The 16660-nt window shown below is 43.8% G+C and carries 11 protein-coding genes; 6 read left to right on the forward strand and 5 right to left on the reverse strand.

The window, feature by feature from the left end:
* Nucleotides 1-230: 230 nt before the first annotated feature.
* Entirely contained in the window at nucleotides 231-1199 is a 969-nt protein-coding gene (gene cysK, locus JMA39_RS08015; protein ID WP_202721360.1) for a cysteine synthase A, read from the forward strand.
* 67 nt (nucleotides 1200-1266) lie between these two features.
* Here cysK and JMA39_RS08020 read toward each other — a convergent pair whose 3' ends face one another.
* Nucleotides 1267-1932, reverse strand: coding sequence for a TetR/AcrR family transcriptional regulator (locus JMA39_RS08020; RefSeq protein WP_202721361.1), 666 nt, complete (start codon nucleotides 1930-1932; stop codon nucleotides 1267-1269).
* A 171-nt stretch (nucleotides 1933-2103) separates the two neighbouring features.
* On the opposite strand from JMA39_RS08020, the gene JMA39_RS08025 reads away from it, so the two are divergent.
* The 3 genes from JMA39_RS08025 (at nucleotide 2104) to JMA39_RS08035 (ending at nucleotide 7493) form a co-directional block, all read left to right on the forward strand.
* Nucleotides 2104-3177, forward strand: coding sequence for a methyltransferase (locus JMA39_RS08025; protein ID WP_202721362.1), 1074 nt, complete (start codon nucleotides 2104-2106; stop codon nucleotides 3175-3177).
* A 94-nt stretch (nucleotides 3178-3271) separates the two neighbouring features.
* Nucleotides 3272-4267, forward strand: coding sequence for a TDT family transporter (locus JMA39_RS08030; RefSeq protein ID WP_202721363.1), 996 nt, complete (start codon nucleotides 3272-3274; stop codon nucleotides 4265-4267).
* Nucleotides 4268-4769: 502 nt separating this feature from the next.
* A complete protein-coding gene (locus JMA39_RS08035) occupies nucleotides 4770-7493 on the forward strand; it encodes a TonB-dependent receptor (protein ID WP_202721364.1) in 2724 nt (907 codons plus the stop codon).
* A 72-nt stretch (nucleotides 7494-7565) separates the two neighbouring features.
* On the opposite strand, the gene yfcC is transcribed toward JMA39_RS08035, so the two are convergent.
* The 3 genes from yfcC to JMA39_RS08050 form a co-directional block, all read right to left on the reverse strand.
* Entirely contained in the window at nucleotides 7566-9110 is a 1545-nt protein-coding gene (gene yfcC / locus JMA39_RS08040; RefSeq protein ID WP_202721365.1) for a putative basic amino acid antiporter YfcC, read from the reverse strand.
* A gap of 79 nt (nucleotides 9111-9189) precedes the next feature.
* Complete coding sequence (gene panF, locus JMA39_RS08045) at nucleotides 9190-10632, reverse strand: sodium/pantothenate symporter (RefSeq protein ID WP_202721366.1); 1443 nt, start codon at nucleotides 10630-10632, stop codon at nucleotides 9190-9192.
* The gene (locus tag JMA39_RS08050; RefSeq protein WP_202721367.1) at nucleotides 10625-10837 is read right to left on the reverse strand and encodes a DUF997 family protein; all 213 of its coding nucleotides are present in this window, start codon (nucleotides 10835-10837) and stop codon (nucleotides 10625-10627) included. The genes panF and JMA39_RS08050 overlap by 8 nt, the downstream gene beginning before the upstream one ends.
* Before the next feature lie 414 nt (nucleotides 10838-11251).
* Between JMA39_RS08050 and JMA39_RS08055 the strand changes: the two genes are divergently transcribed.
* A complete protein-coding gene (locus tag JMA39_RS08055) occupies nucleotides 11252-12157 on the forward strand; it encodes a LysR family transcriptional regulator (RefSeq protein ID WP_202721368.1) in 906 nt (301 codons plus the stop codon).
* A gap of 51 nt (nucleotides 12158-12208) precedes the next feature.
* On the opposite strand, the gene focA is transcribed toward JMA39_RS08055, so the two are convergent.
* Nucleotides 12209-13690 (reverse strand): formate transporter FocA, encoded by a 1482-nt coding sequence (gene focA, locus JMA39_RS08060; protein WP_202721369.1) that lies wholly within the window; start codon nucleotides 13688-13690, stop codon nucleotides 12209-12211.
* 926 nt (nucleotides 13691-14616) lie between these two features.
* Between focA and JMA39_RS08065 the strand changes: the two genes are divergently transcribed.
* Complete coding sequence (locus tag JMA39_RS08065; protein ID WP_202721370.1) at nucleotides 14617-16149, forward strand: DUF3360 family protein; 1533 nt, start codon at nucleotides 14617-14619, stop codon at nucleotides 16147-16149.
* The last annotated feature ends 511 nt before the right edge of the window (nucleotides 16150-16660 follow it).

Below are 16660 nucleotides of genomic sequence, written 5' to 3' on the forward strand. Positions count from 1 at the left end.
TCATAAATCTTGAAAATGACAGATAAATCCCCATACCACCTGGGTAAAACTGACAAAACACTTTTCAATGCAACATCATGTTAACATGCCATTTCTGTAACCAAACCGATCTTTATGAATAACAGTAAACGCTTTAATAACTAAAAAGAATAACGAAGAACAAACTATCACTTCTATTGCCGCAAAAGCCTATTATGATTTAGCTGTGCATATAAAGGAGCAAGCAAGCCATGAGCAAAATTTTTGAAGATAATTCACAAACAATTGGTAACACCCCTCTTGTCCGTCTAAACCGTGTGAGCAATGGTCGAGTGCTTGCTAAAGTTGAAGCTCGTAACCCAAGCTTTAGCGTGAAGTGCCGAATCGGCGCCAATATGATTTGGGATGCTGAGAAAAAAGGCCTTCTGACTCATGAGCAAGAACTTATCGAACCAACATCGGGTAATACTGGTATTGCTCTGGCTTATGTTGCGGCCGCTCGTGGGTATAAGTTAACCCTGACTATGCCAAACACCATGAGTTTAGAGCGTAGAAAATTACTCAAAGCACTTGGTGCCAACCTTGTACTAACCGAAGGTGCTAAAGGCATGAAGGGCGCAATTGATAAGGCTGAAGAGATCAGACTATCAAACCCTGAAAAGTATGTATTACTGCAACAGTTCAATAACCCAGCTAACCCTGAGATCCATGAAAAGACCACAGGCCCTGAAATTTGGAACGATACCGATGGCGAGGTTGACGTCGTTGTTGCAGGTGTAGGCACCGGTGGTACGATTACTGGTATTAGCCGTTATATTAAGAACACTCAGGGTAAAGCGATTACCTCTGTCGCAGTTGAGCCAACCGACTCACCCGTTATCGCACAAACACTCGCAGGTCAGACCGTGCAGCCTGGACCACATAAGATCCAAGGTATTGGTGCTGGTTTTATTCCTGGCAACTTAGACCTTACTCTTATCGACCGTGTCGAAGCAGTAACCAACGAAGAGTCGATTGAGATGGCTCAACGTTTAATGAAAGAGGAAGGTATTTTAGTCGGTATTTCATCGGGCGCGGCCGTAGTTGCTGCTAACCGTATTGCCGCACTGCCTGAATTTGAAGGTAAAAACATTGTGGTTATTTTACCTTCTGCAGCAGAACGTTACCTCTCATCAGTACTATTCCAAGGTCAATTTAGCGACGCCGAAAACGTTCAATAAGCCAATTTTAGTGCTAAAGAAAACCCAAGCATTCGCTTGGGTTTTTTATTGCTTACTCTGTTTGAACTTAAATCGCTTTGACTATATGACTAACTGTCGAACGGACAATCGCGAATATCTCCTTATCATCAAATACGTCCCGAAGAAGATACTGTGACTCAAGCAATTTAATGATGGCTAACACCTGATGGGCATCTGCATTGGCCGTCGTTGAGCCCATTGCTGCGAAAAACTGCTTGATACTGCCTAAGAAGCTTTCATCTAGTGCACTAATCGCCGCCGCTAACTGCGGGTTACGTAAGGCTTCTTCATGAAACGCCATCTCTAGTACTCTATCGTCTCTGTGAGCTAGTTGCTCTTTAATATGCTCACAAATAAACTGGCTTAAATTCTCAACAATAAAGGTTTTCATCTGTGTCTCATCGGCAGTTTTCTGCTCCAACCTCAGACTCTCGACTAAAGCGTAGCTCTTCTGCTCCAATGTCTTATTCATCCACAGCGTCTTCTCAGCAAAATAAGTTAACGAGTCACTGATAAGATCTTTAATATCATCGAAGTAATAAGTCGTTGATGATAAAGGTACATTAGCTTCGCTGGCGACAGCACGATGACGTACCCCACGGATCCCTTCTTTAACGATTAGGCGTAAAGTCGCTTCTAATATTTCAATACGCCGCGCTTGACCATCGCTACGGTTTGACTGACGACCCACATAGGTCAAAGGTACAAGCATACCAGCTCCCTTTAGACTGACAATTAGGCAGATTAAACGAACAAAACTACTTTTACATTCGTTAAAGTCACACTTAACCCTATGAATTAGGATCAAGCTCAAACAATTAACAAACTGTAACATGTAAAATTTGGCTCCACTATACTCACGAAGTTTATCTTGGTTTAACTTATGTCTTTTTATCGCTCACCTCTTTCTATCAGTGCTTTCGATGCCAAATTTGAAGCACAAAAAATCGCTTTTGCTCCCATTAGCTTCCAGGTTGCACGCTGTCTTTTAAAATTTAACTTACTACAACTCATCTCCGACAGCGGCACAAACGGGAGCTCCCTTAGCGAATTAGCCCAGCAAACTACGCTGTCTGAATATGCCGTAGGTGTATTAGTCGATATGGGACTAAGCATGGGACTGTTATATCTAAATAATGAAAACTATGTACTCGATAAAATTGGTCACTTCCTACTGCATGATGATATGGCAAAGACAAACCTCAACTTCACCCACGATGTCTGCTATCAGGGTTTATTTGAGTTGGAGGCCTCACTTATCGAGGGTAAACCCAAAGGATTAGCCTCACTAGGTGATTGGCAAACAATTTATCCTGGCTTAAGTCAGCTTCCTGAAGAGATTAAGAAGAGCTGGTTTGAGTTCGATCACTACTACTCTGATCACGCGTTTGAATCTTTATTACCGCTTATCTTTCAAGCTCAGCCTAAGCATATCGTCGATGTGGGTGGAAATACCGGTAAATGGGCATTAGCTTGCACTGGCTTCGACAACCAAGTCAAAGTCACTATCATGGATCTTCCTGGGCAACTACAAGTCGCTATGGAAAACGCTAAGGCAGCAGGTGTATCTGCCAGAGTCAGTCCTTTTATTACCGATCTGCTCGATGAGAGCAAACCGTTTTGTGAGCATGGCGATCTGTATTGGATGAGCCAATTTTTAGACTGTTTCTCAGAAGCTGAGATCCTTAGCATCTTAAAGCGTGCAGCCACTGTCATGACGAGTAACAGCGAACTGTGCATCTTAGAAACCTTCTGGGATCGTCAACCTTTCGAAGCTGGAGCCTATTGTGTTAATGCAACATCACTGTATTTCACTGCCATTGCCAATGGTAATAGTCGCATGTACCACAGTAAGACCCTGCTAAAATTGATTAGCCAAGCAGGGCTTTTTGTCGACGAAGATATCGACAATATAGGTCTTGGCCATACCTTACTGCGTTGCAAACTCAAACCTTAAGAAAAACTTAATCTACAGTTAAGTAAAGGTCAATTTTATTTAACCGATGGTCATTCTAAACTCATGCCATAAAAAATGGATTGAGGAGAATATAATGACCATCACAAATAACAAACTAAGGCACAGAGTATCACGCCTCCCAAGCCCTATGGCTGGGCTTGCATTAGCTATCGCCAGCTTAGGCTGGGCATGGGAGAGCATGGTTCCGAATATGGATGGTAGAGGCCAATTGGTCGGGGCATCCATTGCAAGTGTTCTCTTGCTTATGTTAGTCGCAAAATTTGTACTTCATCCACAGGTACTCATTGAAGAACTCACCCACCCAGTTATTGGCAGTGTGATCCCAACCTTTGCAATGGGGTTAATGGTGGTCTCCGCCGCTTTAGGGCAGTTTAATCACGCCGTAGGGGTTGGACTTTGGCTGCTAGCTATCGTAATTCATATTGTATTTTTAACAATGTTTGTCTACTACCGCGCCATCGACTTTAAGCTCGAACATATGGTACCCAGCTGGTTTGTTCCCCCCATTGGAATCATAGTCGCCGCGGTATCTTTCCCACATGGCTCTGAAATGGAATATCAATGGTTAGCAAATGCGATTCTCACTTTCGGAATGACAAGTTACTTAGTGATGCTGCCAATAATGCTCTATCGATTAATTTTCTGCGCACCGATTGCCGATGCAGCAAAACCGACGATTGCGATTTTAGCAGCCCCAGCCAGTCTTTCTTTAGCAGGCTACTTAACGATTTCCAATCAGCCATCACTCATTATCGTTGGCGTATTGCTCACACTCGCACTGTTGATGACAAGTGTAATTTATCTCGCTTTCTTTCACTTACTCAGACTGCCATTCTCACCAGGCTATGCGGCTTTTACATTTCCTATGGTCATTGGCGCGACAGCGCTATTTAAAACGGTACATTGGCTGGTAGCAACATACGGTTCAAGCGTGTTTTCCTTTGACTTACTTATCACCGCCAAAGTTGAGTTAATCGTAGCAACACTCGTGGTGACTTATGTTGTAAGTCGATACTTGTACCACTACAAATCAAGCTTTCTCAGTAAGAGCGCGCAATTTAAAAGTTAATAAAAATTATGTTGCTCTATTTGGCCATAAATCTTAGCAAGCAAAGCTCAACCTCTTCGTAACATCATCTGAATTTAATAGAGAGCCAACAACCTTAGATGTGACATTTATCACATCTAAGGATTTTTACATAGCTTTACACTCTATAGTGTAAGCAACTGTATAAACGAGAAAAACAAACGCAAACAAAACAAACACGCAAACCACAAGCAACAACTAGACCCGCAAAAAAGAACACAAAAAACCACAAGCAATAACAACCAACCAAGCGCAACAACAATTAACCCACGAATGTTACCCACCGGTTACGACAATGATAATTAACTGATAAATCACAGCAAAACAGGTAGATAAAACACCTGTAAACAGCTTGTTGCCCCAGTTGCGTGTTTGTGCTTACATCCCGCTGAAGGACCTCTTTTTATATATATTTGCAACACCTTAAGAAGACGTTACTTAACAAAAACATAAAACAAATAATAAGTTCCAAGGGAGTAATAATATGCAGCTTAACTCAAGATTGGCCAAAGCCGTGCGCTTTGCGTTAGCTACAGGTGCCGCATCAGCAGCGCTTAGCTCGCCAGTTGTTCTTGCAGCAGATGAAGAGAATGTTGAACGTATCCAAGTAACAGGTTCGCGTATTCAACGCAGTGATATGGAAACAGCCACACCTGTTACCGTATTGAGTGCAGACGAAATGGCGAAACAGGGTTTCACTAACGTTCAAGATGCATTGGAAAGTTTAACCTCTACAACGGGCGCGATGACAACCCAGTCGGTTCATGGCTTTACACCTGCAGCGTCTTCTATCAGCCTTCGTGGCGCTGGCGCAAACCGTACCCTAACTCTGATCAATGGTAAGCGTTTAAACCAATATCCTAAACCTGCTGGCGGTACAGATAACTTCGTTGATACGGCGAACCTGCCAATGGAAGCTGTACAGCGTATTGAAATCCTACAATCTGGTGGTTCGGCGATTTACGGCGCCGATGCTGTTGGTGGTGTAATTAACATCATCTTGAAAAAAGATTTCGAAGGTGTAGCGATTAAATATCGCCATGGCGATACCACAAACGGTGGCGGTGCCAATGACCGCGTAGCTCTATCTCTAGGTGCATCATCTGACAGAGGTAACGTATCGACCTTTATTGAGTTCCAAGATACTGAATCTCTAAAAGCAACTGACAGAGAGAACTTTGGTCTTCACACCGACAATGTACCTCACAGTGACTTTTCAGGGTACAGCTCTTACGGAGCGAGAATTGCCGGTGTCGCTGTAGACGGAGTAACACCAACAGGCCAACGTGTACTCACGACTGAGGAATGTGAAGCAGGTGGTTTCCTATGGACTGGCAGTACTTGTGGCTTTGATCGCTCTGCATGGCGCGATCTACAACCTAAAAGCTCACGCTTCATCAGCTCAACCAACTTCAACTACGAGCTGAATGATGATACTAGCTTTGTGGGCCGTTTAGACTATTCAGAAGCGAAGTCAGTCACTAACATCGAGCCATCGGCATTCGATGATTACGACATTTCCGTTGATGGCGATCAGCTAACCGTAAGTTACGGTCAAGAAGGTGCTGACAACTATATGAGCAAGGTCTTTGCTGATAAGTCGACAGCACTAAATGGTGACTTTGCCAACGCAGAAGACGGCTCATACTACTACGCCCGTCGTTTACACGAGCTAGGCAACCGTACAACTGAAACCAAGACCCGCAACTACTTCTTCACCGCAGGCCTTGAAGGCTTAATTGCTGACGAATACAACTGGGATGCATCGGTTAACTACGGCCGTACCAGCGTCGACGTATTTGGTGGCGGCAACGCGACAGTCGGTGGCATGTTTGACTACATCACAGCTGGCGCAAATGGTAACTCACTACTAGAAAATATTTCTGCTGAAGATGCTGAAAAAACAGCATACAGCTCATTTGAACGTGCGCAGTCTACACAAAAGAACGTACAGGCTAACATCACTGGCTCACTATTTGAGATGGATGCAGGTGATGCCATGTTCGCATTTGGTGGCGAATATACCATTCAAAGCTATGAAACAGATTCAGACTCTGAGTCTAAAAACGGTAACATCCTTGGTAAAGGTGGTTCTTCAGGTGCGGGCGAGCGTAAGAACTGGGCTACATATGCAGAGTTAAGCATTCCTGTACTCGATGAACTAACTATTGATGCAGCACTGCGTTACGATCACTACGATAACTTCGGTGGCAATCTCTCGCCACAGATCGCGGTTGAATATCGTCCTATGAGAGAGTTACTCGTTCGTGGTTCTTGGAGCTCTGTATTCCGTGCGCCAGATATGCACCGCGTGTATGGTGACCCGACTAACGGCTTCAACACGGTCATTGACTTCAAGCAATGTCAAGCGATGGGCGGAACACCAGGTACTAAATATCCAGATAATAAAACCTTGGATGAGATCTGTAATGAACTGCATATCGATACCACCACAGGTTCAAACAAAGAGTTAGAAGCTGAAACAGGCTATACAGCTAATCTAGGTGCGGTATGGGGCGGCGATGCGTTCGATGCTTCATTCGATCTTTGGGAGTGGAAACTTGACGACATGGTGAGTGATATCAGTGCTCAACAAGCGGCTCGTGACTATGAACTCTATGAAGACATGATCACCCGTGATGAAAACGGCACCATTACCCACATCAACGCCGTTGCGCAAAACCTTGCCTATCAGGAAGTCCGTGGTTTAGATTTGACTGCTGGCTATACTTGGGATCTCAACAGCTTTGGTGAGCTAAAGCTGAACTTTAGCGGTACATACATTCTTAACTCTGAGTACCAGTTAACAGAGACAGATCCAGTCGAAGATGACATCGAAAACGGTGGCTTGCCTCAGTACCGCGCGAATTTGATCCTTGGCTACTTTATTGAAGACTTTGAAGCGACACTCGGTGCTTACCATACTGCTCGTATGCACGGTATTCAATACAAGTCATTCAAAGAAGCCGCTATTGAAGCTGGTGAAGAGTTTATCGAAGAAGACCATGAAGTGGCATCACAGACTAAGTGGAACCTAACTGCTGGTTACACCATCTCTGATGCGGTTAAGGTTAAAGTCGGCGTCATTAACCTATTCGATGCAGGTCCTAATTTCGACCCAACAGCAACATCATGGCCACACTACCCACGTAGCATCTATAACGCACGTGGACGCGAGTGGTTTGTTGAAGGTGAAGTTAAGTTCTAAACTTTGTTAAGGCATTAAAAACGGCATCCTAGGATGCCGTTTTTTTATGAGTAAAATGCGTCAATTCAGTTATCAACTAAAGCCCATATAGTGAGCGCCAATCACAATTACACTGGAAGTCACAAACAGTGCCAGCATAAAACGCCAGATAAACTTAAGCCATTGGCCCCAATCGACGCGGCACACGCCTAATGTCGCCATCAAGGACGCCGAAGTTGGCACCAATATATTGGTAAAGCCATCGCCCAACTGAAAGGCTAACACTGCGACTTGACGAGTAACGCCGACAAGATCTGCTAATGGTGCCATTAACGGCATAGTGAGCGCGGCTTGTCCTGAACCGGAGGTGACAAAGAAGTTAAATACCGACTGAAACAGGTACATAAACCAGGCGGACATCACGCTAGGAAGCTGACCGATAAACTCCCCAGCCTTACTCAGTATGGTATTGAGTACACTTGGCGTTGCGGCATCACCACCACCTAACAATAACAAAATGCCCGATGCACAGCCTACAAGAACTGCGGGTTCAAGCATGGTCGCAGCGCCCTGCTTAAAACTCACAGCGACGGTATTAACGTTCATCTTATTGAGTTTAAAGACCACGCCGATAATGCCAACGACAATTCCCATAGTGAAGAACTGGCTGGCGATCTCTGGGATAAACCACGCTTTAACGATCACGCCCCAGATGATCCATGCAACGGTTGCGAAGATAGTAAGTAATACCAAGATATCACCGAGGTTGAAACGGCTTTCGAGTTTGGATTCTTTTAGGTTGTCTCTAAAATAACTATCACTTTGGTAACTAAAAGAGTGCGTTGGAACTGCTTTCACTTTAGCAGCATAACGCATAGTGAAAATAAGCCCCATCAGGGTAAAGGCCGACCACATCACAAAACGCATGCCAGAGCCCGATAACACAGGTACACCTGCAATGCCTTGAGCGATAGCCACGCTAAAAGGATTCATCCAAGATGACGCGAAACCAATTTGGGTCGCCACATAGGTCACCATCACAGTAGTAATGCCATCATAACCTAAACGGATCATCAGCGGGCAGATGATAATGGCAAACGCAATCGCCTCCTCCCCCATGCCAAAGACCGCGCCACCAAGGGAGAAGAGTATGAAAATCACGGGAATAAACAGCGCCTCATTGCCACGAGTACGATCGATAAGCTTTAAAATGCCGTTATCTATGGTACCTGTCGCCATCACAATCCCAAAGGCACCACCTATCACTAACATAAACATGATTACGCCAATGGCGCTGCCCCATTTAGAACCGGAAACCAAGCCTTCAAAGGCAAAGTTAAAGAAGCCCGTTCCGCCATGACCTTCAAATAACGCTACAGGGTTTAAAATCGGCTCGCCGTTATCATCGACTTCATAGGCAAAGGAGTCGGGGTCGATAACACTTCGACTCTTTTCAACCCCATCAACGACGTAGCTTACGTCTTGAGTTTGAAACGAGCCAATAGGAACAAAGTAGGTAAGGATTGCCGCAGCGATTGCGACGAAGAAGATTATGACTAAAGTATCGGGCATTTTCCACGTTACTTTTTTAGTAACCGCCTGATTATCTAATGTATTAGAACAGCTAACAGGGTCCATTTTGCCACCATTTTATTATTATATGGCGGCAAATATAAACCAATGGCTAACGATTAGCCAGCCAAGTTCACCATCTCTATTAACGACTCACAACAGAGCGTTTAACAAAGGCTTTGCTAATTAAGTGACTTATCACCATCATCAGCAACGAAAAGAGCAATGCAGGTACAACTGGATGAATATTCAACGTCAGCGGAGAATGTAGCTGTAGAGCTAAATAGCTAAGCATACCGCTACACATGGCGATTAGAGCCGTATGCCCATTTACACTTGGCCAAAATAAACCTGCAATGATAGGCCATAAGAATACCGCTTGTAGCGCACCAAAAGCCGCGAGGTTAATCCAAACAATCATATCTGGCGGCTTAACAGCCCAAAAGCAGGCTAAAGCCGTAATAAGTACCATCACCACCTGCGTCATACGCACTTGGGCTGTCGCACTCATTGCGGGCCTTGTTTTTACAACACCATCACGGACAATGCTGACAGCTGATTGCAGCAGCATCGAATCTACCGATGACATTACCGCAGCAATAGGCGCTGCCAGTAAGATCCCCGCCCAGAATGGGGTCATTAATTGTGCAATGAGGGTCGGCATGATCTGATCGGGCACGGTCAGATTTGGAAACAGCGCACGACCAAGAAAACCACAAAAATGGGGGATAAGTGTCATCAAGAAACAGATTATCGTGCCCCAAAGCATACCGCGCTTTAGCGACTGTGGATCTTTAACAGCAAGCAGCCTCACAATAGTATGAGGTAAACCCATGGTGCCAAAACAGATCAATACCCAAAACGACAACATCATAGGCCAGCCTAAAAAGTTATCCACCCCATGTGGGCTAAGTAGTTGCGGCGTTTTAACGGTTTCCATCGCGAGTTGTGAACTTAGCTCTGGCTGACTTAATAGGACAAGCAACAAGATAATGAGTCCAAGCAGCATCACCATGCCTTGAAGCGCATCAGTGAGGACTACCGCCCTAAATCCCCCTGTTAAGGTATAGGCTAAGACCGTTAGGACAAATACCCCTAAACCTAACTCATAGCTAATCCCCGTGACGCCAGATAACAAGCGTGCTCCACCAATAAACTGTACTGAGATCATAGCGACAAAACCAACAACCAAGCTCAGCATCGCAATCGTACTCAACCAGTTGTTGCTATATCGCTCGTCCAGCCATTCGATAATGGTGCTGTACTGCTTTTTTTGTGCAAGAAATTTAGGCCCTAAAACCCCTAAGGTCAGAATAACCACTGGGACCTGAATAACGGCTAGCCAAACCCAAGCTAACCCAAATTTATATGCCGCGCCTGGCCCACCAATAAATGAGCCTGCACTGGTATAGGTAGCAACTAAGGTTAATGCAAGCAGTGGCCCACTAAGAAAAGCCCCGCCGATGAAAAAACGCTTGGCTTTATCATCACAAAACTGCTGAGACTGTTTAGATTGACGCGCACTCCATACTCGAGTGATCACCAAGCTTAACGCAAGATAAATTAACACCGGAAATAAACTAGTCATTATGTTCTGCCGCCGTTCCAAAAAACCGAGTCAGTATCAAGCTAAGACTCACTATCAGTAACAGAGGGGCACCGATACATGAAAACCAAAACCACAGAGGTAAACCATACCAGTTCCCAAGTTCACTGAGCCACAATGGACCGAAGCACCACAGAGAAAAGTAACTCAGCGTGAGTATTAATGAGGTTTTGGTAAGCAAACTCATAAGTGTGAAGGCCGCAGATAAGAAATTTTTAAGCGCGCAATTTTAATCAATAATGACGCTGGATGCTAGACGCAGCTTAAGAAGCAAGGTGCATAAACATGAATTAGAAATTGAAATAGTGCAGATATATTTGCATAGGGTCTCGATTATCAAGCAAATTCGTCAACTTGGTTGATGCCAGCTATAAAAGGTAAAGTTTGTAACCATCAGATAAGCCAAGGAAAAAGCTTAAAACAAACTTAAATCCACCTCCATATACCTAAAAAGGGTGAGATCCCTCTAACTTCTACTACGACAAAGCATAGCCCTACTTGTTACGCCTCTATACACACTTTAAAATCGACACTCGAACCATCAATTTTATTGATAGTTTCAGTTATCGTTATTTTCATATAGGGAAGCCGCAGGTAACAGATGAAGTATTCACTTAAGCAAATCACCGTTTTTGACGCCGTAGCGAGTCTAGAAAGTGTCAGTGCTGCAGCTAGAAAATTATCGATGACTCAATCAGCAGTCAGTATGTCACTAGCACAATTGGAAAATCTGCTAGGGCGTCCGCTTTTTATCCGTCAAGGAAACCGATTAACATTAAGCCATTGGGGGAACTGGTTACGCCCCAAAGCAAGACGCTTGCTGCAAGAAGCGCAACATATTGAATTTGGCCTTCATGAACAACACCTTATCAGTGGTCAATTCCGATTGTGCTCGAGCCAGACCGCTGCAGAACATTTGATCCCTGAACTCATCAGTAAAATTGATACTGATTTTCCCGAGCTAAGAATCGATCTCTCAGTAGAAAATACCGAGAATGTGATTGAAGGCTTACTCAACTATGAGTTTGATCTTGGGATAATTGAGGGGCGAAACGATGATTCAAGATTACATAAAGAGAGATGGATTGATGACCATCTCGTTATCATTTCATCTCCCAATCACCCCTATGCAAAATATGAAAGCGCCAGCTTATCTCAACTTGAACAAGCCAAATGGGTTTTACGAGAACAGGGTGCCGGAACAAGAAGAATATTCGAGGGGGCAATTCATGGCATTATCGAAAAGCTTAATGTGTGGAAGGAATACGAGCAGGTGCCTGTCTTAAAAGCTTTAGTCAAAAATGGGCAGTACATTAGTAGCCTACCCTATCTGGATGTGGAGAAGGATGTTGCTAATGGTGAGTTGGTTATTCTTGCTACCCCTCAAATTAATATGCAGCGCCATCTTTCGTTCATTTGGCGTGCAGACTCTGGTGATAATCCCTTACGGGACTGTATTATCACAGAGGCCAAAAGATTAAGCCGGATGCGACAGGTAAAAAGCTAGTAAGATAAAAAACGGGACGATATCGTCCCGTTTAGCATCATTAAGTGAAATCTACACTCTATAAATATCACACACCCTTTTGGCTATCGCTTCTCGCGTGATCACTCCACACAGTAGCCCGTTTTCCAAAACTGGGAACACACTTGGTTTATCCGCCGATGCGTTGCGTAATCGCTCTTCATAACTCTTAAAGGTATTACCCATTAAGATCCCATACTCATTTACTGGGAATAACTTATTACGATCAACGACCATTAACTCAATCAACTCTGCGACCGAGTCTTGTGGTGACAGCGTCATGACCTCGGTTTGCATTAGATCACTAACCTTGTATGACACTCCTCTGGCAAACTCCTCAGACCAAAGGCTGCGCAGTAGATCTTGTTGTGAGATAAAACCAAGCAAACGTTTACTTTCGTCGAGAACGGGTGCACTTCGGCAATCATTATCAGCAAGTAAGCTCAAGGCGGCATATACAGATAATTCTGAAGAGATCGTCAACGGAGTGGTGTCCATAAGGTCTTTTACAGATAGTTTCTTAATTATTTTAGGCATTTTAATGAGTACTCCAGAAGTAGGGATTTGATGTATTTGGGCAGATGTTTCAAATTGTGGTGTGCTATGAACTAAGGAAGCTTTAACGCTTTGGTCCGACTTTTCGATAAGCCAGTAACCTAAGCCAACAAAAACGCCACCACCGACGATATTTCCTAAGGTTACGGGAATGAGATTACTGAAAATAAAATTGCTAAGAGTCAGGTCGGCAAAGCTATCGCGACTGATGTTCAGGGCTTCAAACCAAGCCGGATCGGCAAACTGGTGTATGGTGATCCCTAAAGGCACCATAAACAGGTTTGCAATACTGTGCTCAAAACCGCTGCTAACGAACATGGCAACAGGCAGCATGAGTAGGATCGCCTTAGTGAGAGCGTCACGACTGGCAAAAGTCATCCACACCCCTAAACAAACCAACATATTGCACAATATGCCAAGAACGAAGGCCTGCCCCCAGCTGTGGTGCAGCTTATGTTGGGCAATTTGTAACGCATTTAATCCCCAAAGCCCTCCATCAAGTTCATGCATTCGAGCTGACATAATCAAAGTCAACATGATCACGGCCCCGATTAGGTTTCCTAGGTAGACTCGACCCCAACATTTAATGAGTTCAGCAGTAGTAACAAGCTTCTGAGCCCAGGCAACGCTACTCAGAACCGTACTGGTAAAGAGTTCACCACCACAGATCACCACTAACATCAGGCCTAAACTAAATGCTAACCCCCCGGCAAGACGAACTAATCCCCATGCTCCATCACTTCCAGTTGTCACTGTGATATAAAAAACAAACGCCAGTGCAATAAAAGCACCAGCAAAGGCTGCTAAACCGAACGACTGCCATGCAGACTTAACCACCTTAGCCTTGCCATAATGCTCAGCCTGTTGGTATAGACTCAATAATTCTGGCTTGGGAATCTCAACACTTTGTCGTATTGGGTTAACTAATATCGGCGCTTCTACCGCATGATTAGAAGACATTTATTCCACTCCGAATGGAAGCGTATAAATTTGTCATTTTCATTACTCTATTACCCACTTTTTTCTACTAACTTGTTATTTGGTACTAACAACTATAAGTAGATATTTAAGGCAATAAAATTTGATAATAATCATAAGCAGTATCAAATTTACTGATATGTGGGTGAGAATTTGAGAGTTTGGACAAAGCCCAAAGAAATACCTTAACCATATGTTTATTAAGAAATTAAAAGGATTTAAGCCTGTTTTAATGGATTATTCAAAGGTGAAAATGTGCTAGCTGAATATGAAGGAATGCTGGGATTTTTGGCTTTACAATGGCAGGTTTCCTTCCGATATCAGTATTTTTGAAGCCTGAACCCAACCGAACAAAAAAATGGTAAAACCAAGCCAGATATCTATCTCATCAAGTGGCCCAAGCCAAATAACGAGATCAACTGCACAAAATAAATAATCAACGATCAATTCTCGATCACACTACAATAAGATGTGCGTCAAAGCGCAAGTAATGAACAGTTTGCGCAACACGTTTCACTAATATGCAAGAACTGTGATCAAGAATTAACGCAATATATATGCCGCGTCCTTATTTGTTTAGCGATCCCTGTATAAGTTGTTAACTGGATCTCAAATAGCTTAATCACCTCATTCAAGAATATTGATACTTAATGAAGACGACACTGCTATGTGTTAATATTTGAGAGGTAAATTGGTCTTACCAATTGGATAAAATTAAAATTGTAAAGGAAGACAACTGTATAGTAGCCAAAACTAGGATTCCTGTTTTGTCAAATCGTGCAGCTAAGTTAACTCAGTAAATAGTGCAGCTACGTGAGCTCCTAATACTCAAGTTAATACTCAAGGACCACTAAAAGTTGTCATCGAATTAGATGAATCACTATGTTCTTCTCGGAGAATGAGAAACTATGTCAGAAACAGTGAAAAACGAACAAATGGAAGACTCGACAAAATCTTATCGAGAGCTTCACCGTCCAGCGTCTGAGTTTGAAACTCGTGAAGAGTACTTAGACAATGAACTAAAAATCATGAAGCCTAGACGTTGGGGCCTAAACCTTCCCGGTCGTGATTTCCGTTTTGAATGGGAAGATTTCGTCCCAGCTATCGCAGGTACAATCGGTATTACCGTAATGTACTCAGCCGTTATGGCTGCATGGGCTGCAGGTCTAAGCGAAAGATGGGAGCATGTTAACCTAGGCGCGGAATTTGCGACTCAGGTTGTTCGTGTTGAAATGCTGATTCCAGCACTACTATTCTGTATCCTCAGCTCAGGCTTTTTTAACCCAAAAGCTAACTTAGCTGGTAACCATGGTCCGATGATCCCACTTATCGGTGCGATTGCCTTAGCAGGTGCACATCCATTAGCGCTTGCGATCTTATTGGGTGTGTTTGGTCTCATATTAAGCTATGTGAAAGGTGGTTCTCGCTTAGTCAACCTGACCAGCAGCGGGGTTGCAGGCGGCCTATTAGTCTTCCTTGGCTTTATGGGTGCTGAAGGTCAAATTAGCTCTCTATTTGATTGGGCTGGTAACTTGCAGTCTAAACACAACCTTGATTACAGCTTAGGTTATGTCGCCTTCTTTATCTTGCTTGCCAATGTGGTCTTATATGCCATTTTAGCAAAGATTGGTAAGCGTTGGTTAGCCATTCCACTATGCTCTATTGCAGCAGTAGCGATGGCATTCGGCTTAGGTGCTGGCCTAGATCTACAATTTGTAACAGAGCCTGGCATTCCAAACCTAAACCCAGTGTACTGGTGGGGATCTACGGAACATGGTTGGCAGTTAGGCTTACCTAACCTAGAGCACTTCATTGCTTCTCTACCTTTTGCGATCTTGGCAGTTGCTATGTGGTCTCCAGACTTCTTAGGCCACCGTATTTTCCAAGAGCTTAACTACCCTAAAGGCGCAGAAAAGGTATTAATGGACGTTGATGACACTATGACGACCTGTTCACTACGTCAAATCGTCGGTACAGCTGTGGGTGGTGGTAACATTACTTCATCTTGGGGAACTTATATGATCCCTGCTGCAACGGCGAAACGTCCAATCCCAGCTGGTGCAATCTTACTGGGTACCCTGTGTATCATCGTCGCTATTATTGGCTATCCAATGGATATCGCAGTATGGCAGCCAGTAATGTCTATCGCACTACTTGTTGGCGTATTCTTGCCTCTATTAGAAGCGGGAATGCAGATGGTGAAGGACACTAAGAGCAGTCAGTCTGCCGGTATCTGTATTTTTGCTGCTTTTGTTGCCAACCCAGTTCTGGCTTGGGCATTAACTATGTTCCTAGACAATAACGGACTGATCGGTGACGAAGAGCGTGCTAAAACACTATCTGTGGTTGACCGTATCGTTATTCCTGGTCTTGCCTTTGTGATCTGTTTAGCTGCTATGCTTGCAGTGGGTATGATCCCAGGTATCCCAGCTCTTTTATAAGAGAAATAGCGAGAAGAATGACTCTTCTCGCTTTCTAACACTAACATCATTTTTACCTATGATAGGTAAACTGCATCATAGAAAGCACGTTGCCATAAAACAGCCAACACCCCATCATGGCGTGATTGTTGGTAAGTTTGGTCAAATGTTTAAATGTTGCAATTTTATTTAGCTATCGCTGTGCCAAAATCTGATTTTAGTGTTGGGGCCAAACATTGTTTTGGTTAAAAACTGATGCATGGACAACAGTTTTTAAAATTAGCAGGCCAAACTAGGCGTATTAAGATGCAGCTTATCTCGGCTTATGTTAATATACACACGGTAAATTGGTCTTACCAATTTACCGATAACCGATATTCATCGTAAACGGATCATTTTTCATATCGGTATCAAATGGACAGAACATTCCGGGGCATAAAACTCGGAACCAGTTTCCTCAGCAAATTTATTTTGAGGGGACTTTTTAAGACTTAACTATTGGTGTATCGCACGCCTCGTTTTTGAGCCTATA

The organism is Shewanella schlegeliana (genome assembly GCF_016765635.1).
Lineage (GTDB): Bacteria > Pseudomonadota > Gammaproteobacteria > Enterobacterales > Shewanellaceae > Shewanella > Shewanella schlegeliana.